Here is a 19,162-nt window from a genome sequence, read left to right as displayed (position 1 = left end):
CCAGGATACACCGCTCAGGCGCCAGGGCCGCCGGTGCCGAACGCCTCGGCGTGAATGCGGTCTTCGGCCACGCCCAGCCCCACCAGCGCTTCACGCTGCGCGCGCATGAAGGCGGCCGGTCCACACAAGTAGTAATCGGCGCCGGGCACGATGGCCTCGTCGCGGATCGCGTGCAGATCGACGCGCCCCGTGTGATCGTAGTCGCGGCCGGCCTGGTCGCCGTGGCCCACCTCTTCGTAGAACACTGCCTTGCGCACGTTGGCGCGCGATGCTGCGATGTCGTTCACGTGCTCGCGCATGGCGTGCACCGAGCGGTTGCGGCAGCCGTGCACGAAACGGATCTGGCGCTCGTCGTTGGCGCGCACCAGGTGGTTCAGGATCGACACCATCGGCGTCAGGCCCACGCCGCCGCTCAGCAGCACGACGGGGGCATCGCCGTCTTCACGCAGGTGGAAGTCGCCCTGCGGCGGCGCCACGTCCAGCACGCCGCCCTCTTCCAGGCGGTCGTGCAGCGCGTTGGACACGCGGCCCATCGGCGTCTGGACGCCAGCCGGTTCACGCTTGACCGAGATGCGCAGGCGATCCTGTCCCGGCGCGTCCGACAGGCTGTACTGGCGCGGTTGCATCAGACCCAGTTCCGGCACGAACACGCGCACGGACACGTACTGCCCCGGCCGGTAGGCCGGCACGGTGCCGCCATCTGCGGGAGCCAGGTAGAAAGAAGTGATTTCGGCGCTTTCGGGCTGCTTGCCCACGACGCGGAACGCGCGCCAGCCCGTCCAGCCGCCCGGCTTGTTGGCCGATTCCGCATACAGGCGCGCCTCTTCGGCAATCAGCAGGTCCGCCAGTTGGCCGTAGGCCGCGCCCCACGCATCGACCAGTTCGTCGGTGGCGGCGTCGCCCAGCACTTCACGGATGGAAGCCAGCAGATGCTTGCCCACGATGGCGTAGTGTTCCGGCCGGATGCCCAGGCTGACGTGCTTGTGCACGATGCGCGTCACCACCGGCATCAGCACCGAGGGATCGTCGATGTGCTCGGCATAGGCGGTCACCGCGCCAGCCAACGCGTGCTGCTGCGCGCCGCCCGCCTGGTGGGCCTGGTTGAACACATGCTTGAGTTCCGGATTGTGCTGGAACATGCGCGCGTAAAAGTGCTTGGTCAGGGCGACGCCATGAACCTTCAGGACGGGGGCCGTGGCCTTGACCAGCTCGCGGATTTTGGGGCTCAACATCAACTGCTCCTTGAATGGCGAACGGGCTCGCCTTTAAACATATATTTATAATACATCTTTAAATGCGAACAGCGAAATCTCCCGGGCATCAAGCGGTATCGGTCCGCCACTGCCCGAACGATTCCACCCCGGGCAACGCGCAGCCGGCCGCGCCACGCCAAGCTGGTTTCATCATGTCGCAAGCGGATGCATCAGGGGCCTGCCACACCACCGACGCCATCCAACCTGCGCCGGCCCGATAGGAGCACGCCGCCCAGCGCCCGGCCGGCGGCCGTAGGGCCAGGCCCGTCGACATGGGATTCAGCCCTACCGACGCCATGTCCGCGGGAAATTCCAGGCCCGCGGCCTTGATGAACGCCTCTTTCAACGTCCACAACTGATAGAAGCGAAGCAGACGGGCGTCTTCCGGCAGCGTGGCCAACAGGTCGCGTTCCGCCTGTGAGCACACCCATTGCGCCAGCCCGTCAACGTTGCGCGGCCGGGTGGCCTCCAGGTCGGCGCCGACCTTCCAGCCCGGCGGCGCGGTGGCCAACAGCGCATGCCCGCCGCTGTGACTTAGGGACGTGGCGCCAGGTTCGGGTTGCGCGCCGCGTACGTGATGCAGCAGCGCGCGGCTGACCTGCCAATCGCGCAGGGCCTTGCCGCTGCGGATCGCACGCGCCCTGATGGTGTCATCCGCGGACAGGTGTTCGACACCATATAGAGAGGCGGCGCTTGGATCGGCCCACCAGATTAAAAGTTCCTGAACGCCCACGGCAAAAAGTAACTATTGGAAAAAATTAAAACAGAATTTGGTTATTTTGTGTAATTTGTAACTGTACAAAACAATTTGACCGGAGTTTGCCATAGTAAACTCGCGCGCTATGTTGACGTTCTCCATCGCGCAATGGCAAGGTTGGACACAAGGATTTCAAGACCCGAGCAGTTGGCAGGACTGGGCTGAACAGCCGTACTGCCCCCTCGGAGATCAGGCCGCCCCCCGCCTCGACTTCTTGCCCCCCATGCAACGACGCCGCCTCAGCCCCCTGGCTCGCGGCGTATTTGCCTGCGCGTGGCCGTTAGCCGACGGCTACCCGGACATGCCGTTCGTGTTTGCCTCGCGGCACGGAGAAACCACGCGCAACTTCGGGCTGCTGAACTCGCTGGCGGCCGACGAGCCGCTGTCGCCCACGGCCTTCGGCCTGTCGGTCCACAACTCGATCGCCGCGCAATGGTCGATCATACGCCGCGAAACGGTGGAGTCCGTTGCGTTGTCCGTCGACGACGACGGCCTGGAACACGCGTTCATCGAAGCCGCCCTGCTGTTCGATCAAGGGCACGACAACGTGCTGGTCGTGCTGGCCGAAGAATCGCCGCCGCCCCCCTACGCGCCGTGGGTGGACGACGTGCCGTTCTCGTATGCCGCCGCCTTCCGCCTGCGCCCCGGCACGGACTGGGCGCTGACGATGGGTCCCGCCGGCGAAGCCGACGCGCCGCCGCAGGTCTGGCCCAATCCCCTGAACCTCGTGCGCCACCTTGCGCTGCAGACCCCAAGCTGGCGGCATGCCAACCGCAGCCGCCAATGGACCTGGACCCGAACCGCATGACGACTCCAGCTCAAATCCGTCAAGATTTCTGGCTGTGGCGCCTGATCGCCACCGGCATGGCCTTCACCATGTTCGGCGTGGGCGGGGTGCTGCTGCGCCTGATGGTGTTTCCGCCCCAGCGCCTGCTTCCCGGCGACCGCCAGGACCGCCAGCGCCGCGCGCGCTGGGCCCTGAACGGCACCTTCCGGCTGTTCATCCGGTTCATGGTGCGCGTCGGCATCCTGACCGTGGAATTCAAGGGCGCCGAGCGTCTGGGACGTCCGGGCCAGATGATTCTTGCCAATCACCCGTCGCTGCTGGACGTGGTGTTCCTGGTCGGGCACGTCAAGAACGCCAACTGCATCGTCAAGCACGGCCTGGCCACCAATCCCTTCACGCGCGGTCCGGTCGCAAACGCCGGCTACATCACCAACGACGAAAGCTTCGACATGTTCGACCGCGCCGCCGACGTGCTGCGCAACGGCGAAACGCTGATCGTCTTTCCGGAAGGCACGCGCACGCCGCCCGACGCCATGCCCCAGTTCCATCGCGGTGCGTGCGCCATTGCGCTGCGCGGCGCGCAGGTCGTGACGCCGGTCGTGATCCGGATGAATCCGCGCAGCCTGACCAAGGGCGAGCCCTGGTACCGGATTCCGCCCTCGCGCATGCGGTATGTCATCGAGGTCGGTGAAGACATCGACCCAACCACGTGGAGCCGCGTGCATCCGCTGCCCATCGCGGGCCGCAAGATGAACGCCCACCTGCACGCTTATTTCGAAGCCGAGCTGGCGCGCAGCGCGCCGGCCGGCGCCCCAATGAATGCGCTGTCGCCCAAGACGGCGCAAGTGGAGTCAAAGCAGGATGAATCAACTGGAACTTGAGCTGAAAACGCTCGTCATCGAGTCCCTTGGGCTCGAAGACATCACGCCCGATGACATTGACCGCGAAGCCGCCCTGTTCGGAGACGGACTGGGCCTGGATTCGGTCGATGCGCTGGAGCTGGGCCTGGCGCTGCAAAAGCGCTATGCGATAACCATCGATCCCGAAACGCGCAACATGCGCGAGCATTTCGCCAGCATCGCCAGCCTGGCGGCATTTGTCACTGCGCAACGCCGCGACTGACGCATACGGAGTCCCCATGCACACCCGCGACGAAATCTTCAACACGCTGCGCGGCGCCCTGGTCGAACTGTTCGAAATCGAACCGGAACGGATCACGCCCGACGCGCATTTGTACACCGACCTGGAAATCGACAGCATCGACGCGATCGACCTCATCGACCACGTGCGCCGGCAGACGGGCCGCAAGCTCGACGCCAACGATTTCCGCACGGTCCGCACCGTCGAGGACGTGGTGCAGGCCATGATGCAAAAGCAGGATCCGGCCGCATGAGCCGTGGCGTCGCGGCCGCCTTGGCCGCCGCCGCCGTGGCCTACCCGTTCATCGTTTACGCAACGCTGGAACACATAAGCGCCGCGTGGCTGGCGTTGCCGCTGGCGCTCTTGTGGCTTGCCCGCGGCCTGACCGCGCGCGCCGCGCAGCCGGGCGACAAACTGCTGCCCGCCGCCGCGCTCGTCTTCTGCCTGATCCTGGCGGTGTCCAATTCCGAGAATTGGCTGCGCTGGTATCCCGTGCTGGTCAACGCAATGATGCTGACCATCTTTGGCATGAGCCTGCGCACCGGCATGCCCGTCGTGGAACGCCTGGCCCGATTGCGCCATCCGGATCTGCCGCCCGAGGGCGTGCGCTACACCCGGAACGTGACGCGCGCCTGGTGCCTGTTCTTCGCCCTGAACGGCACGATCGCCGCCGCGCTGGCGGCCTGGGCGCCGTGGAGCTGGTGGGTGGCCTACAACGGCTGCGCCAGTTATGTGCTGATGGGCCTGATGGCCGGCGGCGAATGGCTGATGCGCCCCGCCGCGGCTAAGGCGGCCTGAGCCATGGCCTGGACGCCCCTGCCCCAACTGCTGTTGCCCGCCGCCGGCGCGCAAGCGAACGCCGTGATCGCAGATAGCCCGCCGATTACCCGCGAGATCTTCGCGCAGGACAGCCTGCGCATCGCGGGCGCCTTGCGGGCACGGTCGGTGAAGCGCGCCGCGCTCTGGTTCGACGATGCCGTGGACCTGGCGCGCGCGCTGTTCGCGTGCTGGCGCGCGGGCGTCGTGGCCGTCCTGCCCGGCGACAACCAGGCGCAGACCTGCAACGGCCTGGACGCCACCGTCGACGCGTGGCTGACGGATGCCGACCTGCCCGTGCCTTCCGCGCGGCAGTGGCGCCTGGCAGACCTGCACGGCGACCCGGCGCTTGACGCCGCGGAACTCGATGAATCCTTGACGCTGGTGCTGTGCACCTCCGGCTCCAGCGGCACGCCCAAGCACATCGTCAAGCAATGGCGTCAGCTCAGCGCAGAAGTGCAGGCGCTGCAGCAGCAATGGCCTGACACGCAGACGCCCGTGCTGGGCAGCGTGTCCGCGCAGCATATGTACGGCCTGCCCTTTCGCGTGCTGTGGCCGCTGTGCGCGGGCCGTTCGATTGACCGGCGCCAGCGGCTCTACCCCGAAGACCTGCAGCAGGCCAGCCTGCGCTACCCCACTTTTGCCTGGATCGCCAGCCCCGCGCTATTGCGGCGTCTGGGCCAGCGCCTGGACTGGGCGCAATTGCGCGGCCGGCTGACCCGCATCCATTCCTCGGGCGGCGCGCTGCCACCCGAGGTCTCCGACGATATCGAACGGTCGCTCGGCCTGCGTCCCACCGAGATCTATGGCAGTTCGGAAACGGGCGCGGTCGCCTGGCGCACCGGCGACACCGACTGGCAGCCGCTGCCGGGCGTTGCCGTGGACCTGAACGACGACGGCGCCCTGCGCGTGTCGTCGCCCTGGGTGCAGGCCGACGAGCAGCAGACTGCCGATGGCGCCGAGCTCACCGCGAACGGTTTCAGGCTGCTGGGCCGCCTGGACCGCATCATGAAGATCGAAGACAAGCGCGTGTCGCTACCCATGGTGGAGCAGGCGTTGATGGAACATGGGTACGTGACGGACGTCCGCCTGGGCAAGGCCGCCGGCGCCTCGCGCCTGGCCGCGCTGGTGGCGTTGTCGGCACATGGCCTACATGCCCTGCGCAACCAGGGCCGAAAAGCTGTCGTCGACGCGTTGCGCGGCCATCTGGCCACGCGCGTGGAATCGCTGGCGGTGCCGCGCACCTGGCGGCTATTGCGGCATCTGCCCGTCAATGCCCAAGGCAAATTGCCGCAAACGGATTTCGAGGCGGCAGCCGGCCCGCGCCCCGTGGCCCCCGCTGCCATCCCGGCCGACGTGCCCGGGCAGCCCGGCAACGAGCGGCGCTACACGCTGGACATTCCGTATGACCTGGCCTATTTCAGCGGGCACTTCCCCGCGGCGCCGGTCGTGCCGGGCGTGGCGCAGATCACCTGGGCCATGTCGCTTGCGCAGCGCGACCTGCATCCCGGACTGCACTTTGCCGGCATGGAAGCGCTGAAGTTCCAGCGTCTGCTGCGTCCCGGCGACACCGCCGTCCTGGCGCTGAAATGGGACGCCGCCAAACAGAAGCTTTACTTCACGTTCACGGTGAATGATTCGCCGTGTTCGTCCGGACGCGTTCTTCACGGGGCAAGCCATGACGCCGCATAAGCTGTGCGCCGTCATCCCCGTGTACAACCACGGCGCCACCGTCGCGGCGGTCGTCGCGCAGCTCGCCGCGCACGGCCTGCCCTGCGTGCTGGTGGACGACGGCTCCGAGCCCGCCTGCGCCGCCGTGCTGGACGAGCTGTCGGCGCAACCCGATACGCAACTGGTGCGCCGCGCCGTCAACGGCGGAAAAGGCGCGGCGGTGCAGGACGGCCTGCGCGCCGCGATGACACTGGGGTACACCCACGCGTTGCAGGTGGACGCCGACGGCCAGCACGCGCTGGACGACATTCCTCGGTTTGCGCAGCTGTCGCGCGAACAGCCGGATGCCGTCATCTGCGGCGCCCCCGTCTATGGCGACGACGTGCCGCGCAGCCGCCTCTATGGCCGCTGGCTGACCCGCATCTGGGTCTGGATCAATACGCTGTCGTTCGACATCCCCGACGCCATGTGCGGCTTTCGCGTCTATCCGCTGGCCAAAGTCGTGCCCGTGATCGACGAAACGCACGTCGGCCGGCGCATGGACTTCGACATCGCCGTCCTGGTGCGGCTGCATTGGAAGGGTGTGCGCATGGCATGGCTGCCGACGCGCGTGGCCTATCCCGAAGGCGGCATCTCGCATTTCAAGGGCCTGCAGGACAACGTGCTGATCAGCCGCATGCACGCGCGGCTGTTCTTCGGCATGCTGGCCCGATCGCCGCTGCTGTTGTGGCGCCGGCTGGCCCGGAGCGCCCCGCGATGACCGTGGCCGATCCGCACTGGGCCGGGCAGCGCGAACGCGGCAGTCCCGTGCTGATGCGCCTGACGGCCTGGGCCGCGCGCACGCTGGGACGGCGTGTGGTCGCTCCCGTGGTCTGGCTGGTGGTGCTGTATTTCTATGCGTTTGGCCCGCGCGCCCGCCGCGCGATTGCTGCGTACCAATCGCGCGTGGCCCGCGCCGGCGGCCTTGCCGCGCCGCTGCCGCGCGCCTTTCCCGTGTACCGGCAATACCTGGCCTTTGCCGTCGCCATGCTGGACAAGCTGGACGTATGGCAGGGCAAGATCACGATGGCGCGCCTGGACATGGCGGACCCGGACGGGCTGCATGCCCAGATGGGCCATGGCCGCGGCCAGATCCTGGTGGGCTCGCACCTGGGCAATATCGAAGTCTGCCGCGCGCTTGCCGAACAGACGGGCGCGCTGCGGCTCAATGTGCTGGTGCACAGCAAGCACGCCGTTCACTTCAACCGCCTGCTCGACGAAGCCGGCGGCGGGCTGCGCATGATCCAGGTCAGCGACCTGGATGCCGCCGTCATGCTGGATCTGGCCGAGCGCCTGGACCGCGGGGAATGGCTGGCCATCGCCGGCGACCGCGTGCCCCTGCGCGGCGACCGCACGGTGCCGGTGCAATTCCTGGGCGCCACGGCGCTGTTTCCGCAAGGCCCGTGGCTGCTGGCCGGCCTGATGGGCTGCCCGGTGAACCTGCTGTCGTGCACCCGGCACGGCGGCCGCTACCGCGTCTCGATGGAGCGTCTGACGGCGCGCATCGAATGGACGCGCGCCACCCGCCAGACGCAGATCGCGGCCTGGACCCAGCGCTATGCCGACCGCCTGGCCGCGCATTGCCGCGAGGCGCCGCTGCAGTGGTTCAACTTCTACCCATTCTGGAAAGACGATGCGTAAACGTGGCGCGATCGGCGCGGAAGTCGAAATCCGTGTGCCCTTCTTCGATGTCGATTCGATCAACGTCGTATGGCATGGCCATTACGTGAAGTACCTGGAGCTGGCGCGCTGCGAGCTGCTGGACCGGATCGGCCACAACTACGACGCGATGCGCGCCAGCGGGTACGCCTGGCCGGTGATCGACCTGCACCTGCGCTACGCCCAGCCCGCGCAGTTCGGCCAGCGCCTCATCGTGCGCGCCGAACTGGTGGAATGGGAACACCGGCTCAAGATCAACTACCTGATTCAGGACGCCGAAACCGGCCAACGGCTCACGCGGGCCACGTCCGAACAGGTCGCTGTCTGCATCGCCAGCCGCGAAATGCAACTGGCCTCGCCCGCCGTCTTCGTCGCCGCGGTGCACGGCGCGCTTCAATCCCAGGAGCCTGGCGCATGTCCTGCCTGAACATCTTTTCGCGCTTGAACCGCATTCTGTGCCTCTTGGCGCTAACCCTGCTGCCCTTGACCGCCAGCGCATTCGACCTGAACGACCTGCAGCAACAACTGCGCGCCACGCCGATCGTGCGCGGTCAGTTCGTCCAGCAGAAATTCCTGCGTTCGCTGCCCCAGCCGCTGACTAGCCGGGGCGACTTCACGCTCGCGGCCGGCAAGGGCCTGTTGTGGCTGCTGCGCACGCCCATCGCGCAAGACCTGCGCATCAACGCCGACGGCATCTCGCGCCGCGACGACTCGGGTGCGTGGCAAGCACTGCCGCAGCACACCGGCGCGGGCCGTGAGAACCAGCTCTTTCTGTCGGTGCTGGCGGGCGACACCCGAGGCCTTCAAGAAAACTTCGACCTGACGCTGACGGGCGAAGCCAACGCCTGGCAACTGACGCTGACGCCGCGCTCGGCATTGCTCAAGCAGATCTTCAACGCCATCCAGATCGACGGCGGCGCGCTGGTCGACCGCATCGAACTGCGCGAGACGCAAGGCGACCGCAGCGTCCTGCAGATGACCGGCGCGGTCGCGGCTGATGCCCTGACGCCTGAGGAACAGCGTGCATTCGCGGACTGAACGCTGGCTGCCCCGCCTTTTCAAGCTGGGGCTGCTGCTGGTGCTGCTGGCCGGCGCCTGGCAATGCCGCCATGGCTGGCCGGTGTCGGCCAACCTGATGGAACTGGTGCCGCAAAGCGCCAATGACGCCACGCGCCAACTGGCCGAGGCCCGCATCCAGGAACCGCTATCGCGCCAGCTCATCGCGCTGGTCGCCACCCAGGATGGCGCCAATCCCAAAGGGGCCGATCCCGCGCAGCCAGCGCGGCTGCTCGCCAAACGCTGGTCGGACAGCGGGCTTTTTTCCTTGGTGCAGGTGGAACTGAACGTGGACCTGGCCGCCGTGCGCGAGCAACTGCTGGCCGGCCGCCTGGCCATGCTGCCGCTGGCGGACCGCCGGCTGCTGGACACGGATCCTGCCGCCTACGCCCAACGCCGGGCGCGTGAACTGTCCGACCCCTTCTCGTCATCCGGCCTGATTCCGGCCGATCAGGACTGGCTGGGGCTGACGCGCCGCGCCGAACAATCGCTGCGGCCCGGGGCAAGCGTGCAGTACGACATGGGATCGGGCACCTTGCAGGCGCAGCAGGCCGGCCGCCGCTGGGTGCTCGTGCGCGCCGAGACCCGCGGCGACGCGTTCGACGCCGACGCGCCGCAACGCATCGCCGCGCAGATCGACCAGGATCGGGCCGCTTTGCAGGCCGCCGGCGCACAGCTGCTGGTCGCGGGCGGCGCGCTGTACGCCGCGGCCGGCAAGGCGCAGGCCGTCGCCGAAGGCAGTTGGATCGGATCCGGCGCCACGATCGGCATCGTGCTCGTCCTCTTGCTGGCGCTGCGCCGCTGGCGTGTGCTGCTGGCGTTCGTGCCGGTGGTTGTCGGGCTGGTGACCGGCGCGGTCGCGTGCGTCGCGGTGTTCGGCTCGATCCACGTTTTGACGCTGGTCATCGGCGCCAGCCTCATCGGCGTGGCGGTCGACTTTCCCATGCACTGGCTTGGCAAAAGCTTCGGGATGCCGGACTGGCAGGCCTGGCCCGCGCTGCGCCGGGTCTTGCCCGGTCTCACGATCAGCCTGGCCGCCAGCCTGGTGGGTTATGTCGCACTTGCATTCACGCCGTTCCCCGCGCTGACGCAGACCGCCGTGTTTTCGGCGGCGGGGCTGCTTGGCGCGTACGCCTGCACCGTCTGCCAGTTGCCGGCATGGATGCGCGGCTGGCAACCGCGTCCGTGGCTGCCCCTGCTGCATGTTGCGCAGGCCGCGCTCAACATCCGCGAACGGCTGGGCGGCCGGCGCGGCGTGCTGTGGGCTGGCGTGGTGGTCATGGCAGCCGTCACGGCTGGCGGCATCGCGCGGCTGGGCATCCAGGACGATCTGCGCCAATGGCTGAGCCTGCCCGCGCCGCTCATGCAGCAGGCCCGGCAGATCGGAGAGATCACCGGCTACGTGCCGACCAGCCAGTTTTTCCTGGTGCGCGCCCCCGATCCCGATGAACTGCTGCGGCGCCAGGCGTTGGTCGCACAGCAACTCGACACGCTGGTCCAGCGTGGCGGCCTGGCCACCTACAACGCGCTGAGCCAGCTTGTCTCCCCCGCCGCCGACCAGCAGGCGCTGGGCCGCCGCCTGGCCGAGCTGGCCGGCGAGCCGCAGGCATGGAAGCCCATGACGGACCTGGGCATTCCGTTCGAGGCCGTGGCTGCGGAGCTGCGGTCGCTCGCGGCGCTGCCCGTCGTCACCATCGACGCCGCGTTGCAAGGCCCGCAGGCCGAACGCTGGCGCGCGCTGTGGCTGGGCCAGCATGGCGGCGAGTACGCCGGCATGATTTCGCTGCTGGGTCTCAGCGACCCGGCCGCGCTTCATGCCATTGCCCAGGCCGCGCCCGGCGTTACGCTCGTCGACCGCAGCGGCGAACTCAATCGCATGTTCGCCGCCACCCGCATCGAAGCCGCCGAACTCAAGCTGCTGTCCTACGTAGCCGCGGCCGCGCTGCTGCTGCTGACGCTGGGACGCGCCGCCACCTGGCGCATTCTGGCCGTGCCGCTTGCCGCCACCGTCTGCAGCCTGGCCGCGTTGGGTTATCTGGGCCAGCCGTTGACGCTGTTCAGCCTGTTCGGCCTGCTGCTGGTGTCGGCCATCGGCGTGGACTACGCCATCTTCATGTACGAGCGCGTCGCCGGCGCCGCCGCCAGCCTTGTCGGCATCCTGCTGGGCGCGGTCACGACGCTGCTGTCGTTCGGCCTGCTTGCCCTCAGCCACACGCCCGCCATCGCCAACTTCGGACTGGCCGTGGCCCTGGGCGTCGCGTTTTCGCTCTTGTGGGCGCCCTGGGTCGGTCCGCCGCGACGCGCCTGAAACCAGCCTCTTTCATCAAGGAATCATGGAAACATCCAGCATGGAACATCGGGAAGTTGTGGTTATCGGGGCAGGCCCCGCCGGCGCGGTGGCAGCCGCGTTGCTGAAGCGGCAAGGACATGACGTCCTGATGCTGGAACGCCAGCAGTTCCCCCGGTTCTCCATCGGGGAAAGCCTGCTGGCGCATTGCCTGGAGTTCGTGGAAGAGGCCGGCATGCTGCCCGCCGTCGAGGCCGCGGGCTTCCAGGTCAAGAACGGCGCCGCGTTCGCATGCGGCGACGCCTACACCTACTTCGACTTTCGCGACAAGTTCACGGCTGGCCCGGGCACGACCTTCCAGGTGCAGCGCGCGCAGTTCGACAAGGTGCTGGCCGACGACGCGGCCCGCCAGGGCGTTGAAGTGCGCTACCAGCAGGAAGTCACCGCCGCCGACTTCGGCGACGCCGGCCCCCTGCTGGACGTGCGCCGCGCCGACGGCAGCGCCTATCAGGTCAAGAGCAAGTTTGTTTTGGACGCCAGCGGTTACGGCCGCGTGCTGGCCCGCCTGCTGGACCAGGAACGTCCCTCGGCGCTGCCGCCCCGCAAGGCGATCTTCACGCACATCGAAGACCGCATCGACGATCCGGGCTTTGACCGCGAGAAGATCCTGATCACGGTCCATCCCGAGCAGCGGGGCATCTGGTACTGGCTGATTCCCTTCTCCAATGGCCGCTGCTCGTTCGGCGTGGTCGGCGGCGAAGACCTGTTCGGCGGTCCCAACGAGGACCTGATGACCACCTTGCGCGCCATGGCCGATGCCGCGCCCAACCTGAAGCGCGTCTTGAAGAACGCCGTCTGGGACACGCCGGCCAACACGATCGGCGGCTACTCCGCCAGCGTGACGCGCCTGCACGGTCCCGGCTACGCCTTGCTGGGCAACGCCGCGGAGTTTCTGGACCCGGTGTTCTCGTCGGGCGTCACCATTGCCTTGCGCTCGTCCAAGCTGGCCGCGGACGCCTTGCACCGGCAGCTCGGCGGCGCCCAGGTCGACTGGCAAACCGAGTTTGCCGACCCGCTGATGATCGGCGTGGAAACGTTCCGCGCGTATGTGCAGGGCTGGTACACCGGCGAGTTCCAGGACGTCGTCTTCTACCAGCAGGCGCAGCCGGAAATCCGCCGCATGATCAGTTCCATCCTGGCGGGCTACGCCTGGGACACGAGCAATCCCTTCGTGGCCAACCCGCAGCGGCGCCTGCGCGTGCTGAGCGAACTGTGCCGCGCCGGCGGCACGGTCGCCGCTCAGCCCGCTTGAACCCGCACTGACCCGGCATTTATCCGCATCAACCCGCCATGATCGCCATTCCCACCCCGTTCCTGTCTGCCTGCCGCGCCTTCGCGGCAACGCTGGCGCTGCTGGTCCTGGCCGGCTGCGCCGGCGCGCCGCCCCTGCCCGCGCGCGACGCCGCTTTCTCGCTGCCGCGCCAGTTGCATGTGGTGCAGACGGCGCCGGGCCAGCCCGCCGTGGACCTGCTGCTGGTGGTCCAGCGCGAAGACGCCGCCTTGCGGTGGTCGCTCTTCGACCCGATGGGCGTGCCGCAGGCGCGGCAGATGCTGGAAGGCGGGAAATGGCGCAATGACGGGTTCATGCGGCCCAACGCGCAGGCCCGCGATCTGTTTGCGGCGCTGATGTTCGCCTGGACGCCGGCAGCGGATCTCGACGCGGCCTATGGCGCGGCGTCGTGGCGCACGGCATCGTCACAAGCCGGGGCCGCGCAACGCCTGCTGCTGGACGGCGGCCAGGTGCGTTGGACGGTCACCTATCCCGCCGGCGCGCAAACCCAGGCATTGTCGATCCGCACTGCCACCGACGTGACGTGGCGGGTCACCCCCCTGAAGGAGCAGCCATGACGACCTGGCTTGGCACCCCCGGCGTCGTGTGCGCGCTGGGCGCCGGCGTGGACGCCGTTGCCCGCGCCGCCTTTGCCGGCGACACGACTGGCATGCGCGCCCAGGACGGCTGGGTGAACGGCCGCACGCTGACGCTGGGCGCCTGCACCGGCGCGCTGCCGCCGGTGCCTCTGGAATTGCCCGCGCATCACCACAGCCGGAACAACCAGTTGCTGCTAGCGGCCGCCCTCCAGATCGAAGACCGCCTGCGCGGCGCGATTGCCCGCTACGGCGCCGGCCGGGTCGCCGTGGTGCTGGGCACCAGCACGTCGGGCGTGAACGACAACGCGCCCGCATTCCGCCATCTGCGCGCGCAGGGCGCCTGGCCCGCCGGCTACGACTACCGCCGTCAGGCGCTGTCCTCGCCCGCCGCGTTCCTGGCGCAATGGCTGGGCGCAACGGGTCCGGCCTACACGCTGTCCACCGCCTGCACGTCCAGCGCCCGCGCGCTGCTGTCCGCCCGCAGGCTGCTGCAGCTTGGCCTGTGCGACGCGGTGGTCTGCGGCGGCGCCGACACGCTGTGCCGCCTGACCATCAACGGCTTCGCCACCCTTGAAGCGGTCGACGAAGCGCTGTGCGCGCCCTTCTCGGCCAACCGCCGCGGCATCAACATCGGCGAAGCCGGCGTCCTGTTCCTGATGGAACGCGACCCGGCCGATGCCAACGCCGTCGCGCTGCTGGGTGGCGGCGCCAGTTCGGACGCCTGGCACATGTCCGCGCCCGATCCCACCGGCGAAGGCGCGCGCCGCGCCATGCAGGCCGCGCTGCGCTCGGCGGACGTCGACGCCGCGGACATCGGCTGGCTGAACCTGCACGGCACCGGCACCCCGCACAACGACGCCATGGAAAGCCACGCCACGCACGCCGTGTTTCCGCAGGGCGTGCCCTGCGCATCGACCAAGGCGCTGACCGGGCACACGCTGGGCGCGGCCGGCGCGCTGGAAGCCGTCCTGGCCTGGATCACGCTGTCCGCCACGAACGCACAGGGCGCGCTGATGCCGCACGTCTGGGACGGCCAGCCGGATCCGGCGCTGCCGGCGCTGGATTTCAGCACGCCCGCGCACCGCTACGCGACGGGCCGGCGGCGTCTGGCAATGAGCAACTCGTTCGCCTTCGGCGGCAACAATGCCAGTCTGGTGCTGGGAGGCCAGTCATGACGACGTGGCCCATCGCCAGCCTGCTGCCGCACGCGGGCGACATGATCCTGCTCGACGCCGTGATCCGTTATGGCGCGGACAGCCTCACCGCCCGTGCCGTCATCCGGCCCGGCCCCTATTCGCTGCCGGACGGCTCGCTGCCGCCCTGGCTGGGAATGGAACTGATGGCGCAGGCCGTGGGCGCGTGGGCAGGCTGCCAGGCGCGCCAGGCAAACGAAGCCGTCAAGCTCGGTTTCCTGCTTGGCACGCGCCGCTACGAATGCCATGACGCGTCATTGCCCGCGGGCGCCGAACTCACCGTCCATGTCGAACGCGGCCTGATCGACGCCAGCGGCATGAGCGTCTTCGAATGCGTGCTGCGCGATGACGCGCGCGTGCTGGCCCGCGCCCGGCTCAACGTCTATCAGCCCAGCGACCCCACAATTCTTATGCAGGAAGAAGCCCCCCAATGAGCGCCGACCCCATTCTTGTCACCGGCTCGAGCCGCGGCATTGGCCGCGCCATCGCGCTGGCCCTGGCCGACGCCGGCCACGATCTGGTGCTGCATTGCCGCCAGCAGCGCGCGCAAGCCGAAGCCGTCCAGGCCGAGGTCGAGGCTCGCGGCCGCCAGGCACGCATCCTGCAGTTCGACGTGGCCGACCGCGCCCAATGCGCCGCCGTGCTGCAGGCGGACGTCGAGGCGCACGGCGCCTATTACGGCGTCGTGCTGAACGCCGGCCTGACCCGCGACGGCGCGTTTCCCGCCCTGACCGGCGACGACTGGGACCAGGTGCTGCGCACCAACCTGGACGGCTTCTACAACGTGATGAGCCCGCTGGCGATGCCCATGATCCGGCGCCGCGCAGCGGGCCGCGTGGTGTGCATGACCTCGGTCTCCGGACTGGTCGGCAACCGTGGCCAGGTCAACTACAGCGCGTCCAAGGCTGGCCTCATCGGCGCCGCCAAGGCCCTGGCCGTGGAACTGGCCAAGCGCCACATCACCGTGAACTGCGTGGCCCCCGGCCTGATCGATACCGACATGATTGACGAGCAAGTACCCGTGGAAGAAATCCTGAAGGCCATCCCGGCGCAGCGCATGGGCCGCCCCGAAGAAGTCGCCGCCACCGTGGCGTTCCTGATGTCGCCGGGCGCCGCGTACATCACGCGTCAGGTCATCGCCGTGAATGGAGGGCTTTGCTGATGAAACGGGTTGTCGTCACCGGCATGGCCGGCATCAGCGCACTGGGCTCGGAATGGCAGACCATCCAGCAGGCCTTCCAGCAAGGCCGCAGCGCCATTCGCGTCATGCCCGACTGGTCGCGCTACGTGGAACTGAATACCCGCCTGGGCGGTCCGGTCGAAGACTTTCAGGCGCCGGCGCATTGGACGCGCAAGCAGTTGCGCAGCATGGGACGCGTCTCGCAGCTTGCCGTGCGGGCCGCGGAAATCGCATTGGACGATGCCGGCCTGCTGGGCGAGCGCAGCATCACCGACGGACGCATGGGCGTGGCGTGCGGATCGTCCGTGGGCAGCACGGCGGAAATCCGCGCCTTCGGCAACATGCTGCTCAACGGCGTCACGGACGACCTGAACGCGAACTCCTACGTGCGCATGATGCCGCACACGACCGCGGCAAACATCGGCATCTTCTTCGAACTGAAGGGCCGCATCATCCCGACCTCCAGCGCCTGCACGTCCGGCAGCCAGGGGATCGGCTACGCCTATGAGGCCATCCGCTACGGCCGCCAGGACCTGATGCTGGCCGGCGGCGCCGAAGAGCTGTGCCCCAGCGAGGCACTGGTGTTCGACGCGCTGTACGCGACCAGCCAGAAGAACGACACGCCCGAACTGACGCCCCGCCCCTACGACCGCGATCGCGACGGGCTGGTCATCGGCGAAGGCAGCGGCATGCTGGTGCTGGAATCGCTGGAACACGCCCAGGCCCGCGGCGCGCACATCCACGCGGAAATCGTGGGCTTTGGCAGCAACTCGGACGGCACGCACATCACGCGGCCCGAAGCGGCCACCATGCGCATCGCGATGGAAATGGCGCTGGCCGACGCCGGCCTGCCTCCCGAGGCGATCGGCTACGTAAACGGCCACGGCACCGCGACCGAACAGGGCGACGTGGCCGAAACGCAGGCCACGTCCCGCCTCTTTGGCAGCCGCATGCCCATCAGCTCGCAGAAAAGCTACCTGGGCCACACGCTGGGCGCGTGCGGCGCGCTGGAATCCTGGTTCAGCATCGAAATGCTCAGGAACGACTGGTACGCGCCCACGTTGAACCTGAAGAACGTCGACCCGCTGTGCGGCGAGCTCGATTATCTGGCCGGCGACGGCCGGCGCATGAGCAACGAATACGTGATGAACAACAACTTCGCGTTCGGCGGCATCAATACCTCTCTCATCTTCAAGCGCTGGCCGTGATGCCGGCCGGCGCCGCACATTTGCGCTTTCCCGCTTTTCCAACGTCTCATCAAGGAATGCAATTCATGAACCTCCCTTGCAAGCTCGCTGGCGCGCTGGCCGTGTCGTTTGCCCTGTCCGCCCCGGTCCTGGCCGCGGATCGCACCGTCCACCTGCCCATCGCGGCCGCTATCAAGGCCGCGCAGGACGCCGGAAAGATCGACGGCAGCGTCAAGTTCTACCTGGCCGGCACGGGTCCCAAGGGCAAGGTCGTGGAGGCCGGCGTGATCACCAACCGCAAGACCAACGCGTTCGCAAAGAAGGACGAAGAGGCTTGCGTGTGGGTCGCGCAGTCCGCCCTGATCTCCCTGCATGAAGCCGCCAAGAAGGCCGGCGCCAATGCCGTCACCAATATCGTCAGCTATTACCGCAAGAACGAGTACCGCAGCACCACCGACTACGAGTGCCACGCGGGCGCCATGGTCGCCGGCGTCGCGTTGCGCGGCGACCTCGCCACGGTGAAGTGATCGACGATCATGTGATCCCCGGGCCGGGGCGCGCCCAGTGCGTCCCGGCCCGGTTTACACTTCCCGATTACCGCAACACCACAAAGGTTTACCGATGAGCACTGCTACGCTCAAGACCCGCCTGTCCGACGCCGTCAAGGACGCGATGCGCGCCAAGGCCAGCGAGCGCCTGACCACGCTGCGTTTCCTGCTGGCTGCCGTCAAGCAGAAGGAAGTTGACGAACGCCGCGACCTGTCCGACGCCGAAATCACCGCCATCATCGAAAAGCAGGTCAAGCAGCGCCGCGAGTCGATCGCCGCGTTCGAGCAGGCCGGCCGCACGGAAACCGCCGAGCAGGAAAAGGGAGAACTGGCCGTGCTGCAGGAATTCCTGCCCCAGGCCGCCACCCCCGAGGAAGTCGCCGCCACCATCGACGCCGCGCTGGCTGAAGTCGCCGCGCAAGGCGTGACGGGCGCGCCCGCGATGGGCAAGGTGATGGCGATCCTGAAGCAGAAGCTGGCCGGCCGCGCCGACATGACTGCCCTTTCGCAGCAAGTAAAAGCGCGTCTATAGCGCTAGAAAGCCCCTCCAAACAGATCCGGCTGGCGCGACTGCTCGCCCGGATCTGCGAAGTTGCTCATGCCCACGCCCGCCAGCCGGTACAACGTGTCCGGCGGCAGTTCCACGCGTTCGCATAGCAACCGGGCCAGGGCGGCCAGTTCCATGGCCGACGTGGGCGGCTGGGCGCAGGTCTGGCTGCGCGTCAGGATGCGGAAGCGGTCGGTTTTCAGCTTGAGCACCACCGTGCGTCCCAAGGCGCCCTTCTTCAGCGCCTGATCCCACACCTTTTCCGCCATGCGGTCCAGGGCGTCGCCCACGGCCTCCAGCCGGACGTCGTTGGAAAACGTGGTTTCGGCCGACACCTGTTGCAGCGGCTGGTCGGTCTGCACCTCGCGTTCGTCGATACCCCGCGCCAGTTCATAAAGCCGCCGCCCGTAGCGGCCGAAATAGTGCTCCAGTTCCTGTGCGCTGTGCGTGGCCAGGTCGCCCACCGTCTGGATGCCAAGCTGCTCCAGCCGCGCCTGCGTGACCTTGCCCACGCCCGGCACCTTGCGCACGGGCAAGGGTTCCAGAAACGCCAGCACCTTGCCGGGCCGCACGACAAAAATGCCGTCGGGCTTGTTCCAGTCCGACGCGATCTTGGCCAGGAATTTGTTCGGGGCCACGCCGGCCGACGCCGTCAGGCCGGTTTCCTCTCGAATCTGCTGGCGGATGACCTGCGCCACCTCGGTGGCCGAAGGCAGTCCGCACTTGTTGACCGTCACATCCAGGTAGGCCTCGTCGAGCGACAAGGGCTCGATCAGGTCGGTATGGCGGGCGAAGATCTGCCGCACCTGGCGCGACACGTCGCGGTAGCGGTTGAAATCGGGCGGCACGTAGATTGCGTGCGGACAGAGGCGCTCTGCCTTGATGGCCGACATCGCGGAGTGGATGCCGTAGCGCCGCGCCTCGTAAGAGGCCGCGCACACGACCGAGCGCGGTCCGGTCCAGGCCACGACCACGGGCTTGCCGCGCAGGTCGGGATTGTCGCGCTGCTCCACGGACGCATAGAACGCATCCATGTCCACATGCACGATCTTGCGCGCAGACTGCACTGACGCCTGCCCCGTCATGGCCTCAATCCCGTGGCAAAAACATATA

Annotated in this window: 22 protein-coding genes; 19 read left to right on the top strand and 3 right to left on the bottom strand. The window is 68.1% G+C overall.

The genetic code is table 11. The features are described from left to right. Positions 1 to 14: 14 nt before the first annotated feature. Complete coding sequence (gene hmpA, locus CLM73_RS10000; protein WP_105238292.1) at positions 15 to 1,232, bottom strand: NO-inducible flavohemoprotein; 1,218 nt, start codon at positions 1,230 to 1,232, stop codon at positions 15 to 17. A gap of 88 nt (positions 1,233 to 1,320) precedes the next feature. Further along, positions 1,321 to 1,986 (bottom strand): 4'-phosphopantetheinyl transferase family protein, encoded by a 666-nt coding sequence (locus tag CLM73_RS09995; protein WP_105238291.1) that lies wholly within the window; start codon positions 1,984 to 1,986, stop codon positions 1,321 to 1,323. A 109-nt stretch (positions 1,987 to 2,095) separates the two neighbouring features. Here CLM73_RS09995 and CLM73_RS09990 point away from each other — a divergent pair, with 109 nt between their 5' ends. From CLM73_RS09990 to CLM73_RS09900, 19 genes are all read left to right on the top strand, one after another. Beyond that, on the top strand, positions 2,096 to 2,818 hold the full coding sequence (locus CLM73_RS09990) for a beta-ketoacyl synthase chain length factor (RefSeq protein WP_105238290.1): 723 nt from the start codon (positions 2,096 to 2,098) through the stop codon (positions 2,816 to 2,818). Then, positions 2,815 to 3,678, top strand: a complete 864-nt coding sequence (locus CLM73_RS09985; protein WP_105241452.1) for a lysophospholipid acyltransferase family protein — start codon at positions 2,815 to 2,817, stop codon at positions 3,676 to 3,678. Before CLM73_RS09990 ends, CLM73_RS09985 begins: the two co-directional genes overlap by 4 nt. Beyond that, positions 3,659 to 3,919 carry a phosphopantetheine-binding protein gene (locus CLM73_RS09980; RefSeq protein ID WP_056316022.1) on the top strand — a complete coding sequence of 87 codons (261 nt, stop codon included), beginning with the start codon at positions 3,659 to 3,661 and terminating at the stop codon, positions 3,917 to 3,919. The genes CLM73_RS09985 and CLM73_RS09980 overlap by 20 nt, the downstream gene beginning before the upstream one ends. A 16-nt stretch (positions 3,920 to 3,935) precedes the next feature. Continuing rightward, positions 3,936 to 4,190 (top strand): acyl carrier protein, encoded by a 255-nt coding sequence (locus CLM73_RS09975; RefSeq protein WP_056569797.1) that lies wholly within the window; start codon positions 3,936 to 3,938, stop codon positions 4,188 to 4,190. Beyond that, on the top strand, positions 4,187 to 4,735 hold the full coding sequence (locus CLM73_RS09970; RefSeq protein ID WP_105238289.1) for a hypothetical protein: 549 nt from the start codon (positions 4,187 to 4,189) through the stop codon (positions 4,733 to 4,735). Before CLM73_RS09975 ends, CLM73_RS09970 begins: the two co-directional genes overlap by 4 nt. 3 nt (positions 4,736 to 4,738) lie before the next feature. Further along, positions 4,739 to 6,445 (top strand): AMP-binding protein, encoded by a 1,707-nt coding sequence (locus CLM73_RS09965; protein WP_105238288.1) that lies wholly within the window; start codon positions 4,739 to 4,741, stop codon positions 6,443 to 6,445. Then, positions 6,432 to 7,184, top strand: a complete 753-nt coding sequence (locus CLM73_RS09960; RefSeq protein ID WP_105238287.1) for a glycosyltransferase family 2 protein — start codon at positions 6,432 to 6,434, stop codon at positions 7,182 to 7,184. Before CLM73_RS09965 ends, CLM73_RS09960 begins: the two co-directional genes overlap by 14 nt. Continuing rightward, positions 7,181 to 8,104: a glycosyl transferase gene (locus CLM73_RS09955; protein ID WP_105238286.1), complete on the top strand. Its 924-nt coding sequence runs from the start codon at positions 7,181 to 7,183 to the stop codon at positions 8,102 to 8,104. Before CLM73_RS09960 ends, CLM73_RS09955 begins: the two co-directional genes overlap by 4 nt. Continuing rightward, the gene (locus tag CLM73_RS09950) at positions 8,097 to 8,549 is read left to right on the top strand and encodes an acyl-CoA thioesterase (protein WP_105238285.1); all 453 of its coding nucleotides are present in this window, start codon (positions 8,097 to 8,099) and stop codon (positions 8,547 to 8,549) included. The genes CLM73_RS09955 and CLM73_RS09950 overlap by 8 nt, the downstream gene beginning before the upstream one ends. Further along, entirely contained in the window at positions 8,537 to 9,160 is a 624-nt protein-coding gene (locus tag CLM73_RS09945; protein ID WP_105238284.1) for an outer membrane lipoprotein carrier protein LolA, read from the top strand. Before CLM73_RS09950 ends, CLM73_RS09945 begins: the two co-directional genes overlap by 13 nt. Next, positions 9,144 to 11,486 (top strand): MMPL family transporter, encoded by a 2,343-nt coding sequence (locus CLM73_RS09940; protein WP_105238283.1) that lies wholly within the window; start codon positions 9,144 to 9,146, stop codon positions 11,484 to 11,486. The genes CLM73_RS09945 and CLM73_RS09940 overlap by 17 nt, the downstream gene beginning before the upstream one ends. A gap of 25 nt (positions 11,487 to 11,511) precedes the next feature. Further along, the gene (locus CLM73_RS09935; protein WP_234015843.1) at positions 11,512 to 12,777 is read left to right on the top strand and encodes an NAD(P)/FAD-dependent oxidoreductase; all 1,266 of its coding nucleotides are present in this window, start codon (positions 11,512 to 11,514) and stop codon (positions 12,775 to 12,777) included. Between the two features lie 38 nt (positions 12,778 to 12,815). Further along, the gene (locus CLM73_RS09930; RefSeq protein WP_105238281.1) at positions 12,816 to 13,373 is read left to right on the top strand and encodes a DUF3261 domain-containing protein; all 558 of its coding nucleotides are present in this window, start codon (positions 12,816 to 12,818) and stop codon (positions 13,371 to 13,373) included. Next, a complete protein-coding gene (locus CLM73_RS09925; protein WP_105238280.1) occupies positions 13,370 to 14,569 on the top strand; it encodes a beta-ketoacyl-[acyl-carrier-protein] synthase family protein in 1,200 nt (399 codons plus the stop codon). Before CLM73_RS09930 ends, CLM73_RS09925 begins: the two co-directional genes overlap by 4 nt. Beyond that, a complete protein-coding gene (locus CLM73_RS09920; RefSeq protein WP_105238279.1) occupies positions 14,566 to 15,021 on the top strand; it encodes a hotdog family protein in 456 nt (151 codons plus the stop codon). Before CLM73_RS09925 ends, CLM73_RS09920 begins: the two co-directional genes overlap by 4 nt. Continuing rightward, positions 15,018 to 15,749: a 3-oxoacyl-ACP reductase FabG gene (gene fabG, locus CLM73_RS09915; RefSeq protein WP_105238278.1), complete on the top strand. Its 732-nt coding sequence runs from the start codon at positions 15,018 to 15,020 to the stop codon at positions 15,747 to 15,749. Before CLM73_RS09920 ends, fabG begins: the two co-directional genes overlap by 4 nt. Beyond that, on the top strand, positions 15,749 to 16,975 hold the full coding sequence (locus tag CLM73_RS09910) for a beta-ketoacyl-ACP synthase (RefSeq protein WP_105238277.1): 1,227 nt from the start codon (positions 15,749 to 15,751) through the stop codon (positions 16,973 to 16,975). The genes fabG and CLM73_RS09910 overlap by 1 nt, the downstream gene beginning before the upstream one ends. A 65-nt stretch (positions 16,976 to 17,040) precedes the next feature. Continuing rightward, the gene (locus tag CLM73_RS09905) at positions 17,041 to 17,481 is read left to right on the top strand and encodes an excinuclease (RefSeq protein WP_105238276.1); all 441 of its coding nucleotides are present in this window, start codon (positions 17,041 to 17,043) and stop codon (positions 17,479 to 17,481) included. A gap of 94 nt (positions 17,482 to 17,575) precedes the next feature. Next, positions 17,576 to 18,034, top strand: a complete 459-nt coding sequence (locus tag CLM73_RS09900; RefSeq protein ID WP_105238275.1) for a GatB/YqeY domain-containing protein — start codon at positions 17,576 to 17,578, stop codon at positions 18,032 to 18,034. A gap of 2 nt (positions 18,035 to 18,036) precedes the next feature. On the opposite strand, the gene dinB is transcribed toward CLM73_RS09900, so the two are convergent. Continuing rightward, positions 18,037 to 19,134 carry a DNA polymerase IV gene (gene dinB, locus CLM73_RS09895; RefSeq protein ID WP_105238274.1) on the bottom strand — a complete coding sequence of 366 codons (1,098 nt, stop codon included), beginning with the start codon at positions 19,132 to 19,134 and terminating at the stop codon, positions 18,037 to 18,039. Positions 19,135 to 19,162 lie beyond the last annotated feature (28 nt).

Origin of the sequence: Achromobacter spanius (assembly GCF_002966795.1) — a bacterium.
Classification (GTDB): domain Bacteria; phylum Pseudomonadota; class Gammaproteobacteria; order Burkholderiales; family Burkholderiaceae_B; genus Achromobacter; species Achromobacter spanius_D.
This window is presented reverse-complemented; position numbering and strand designations above follow the sequence as displayed.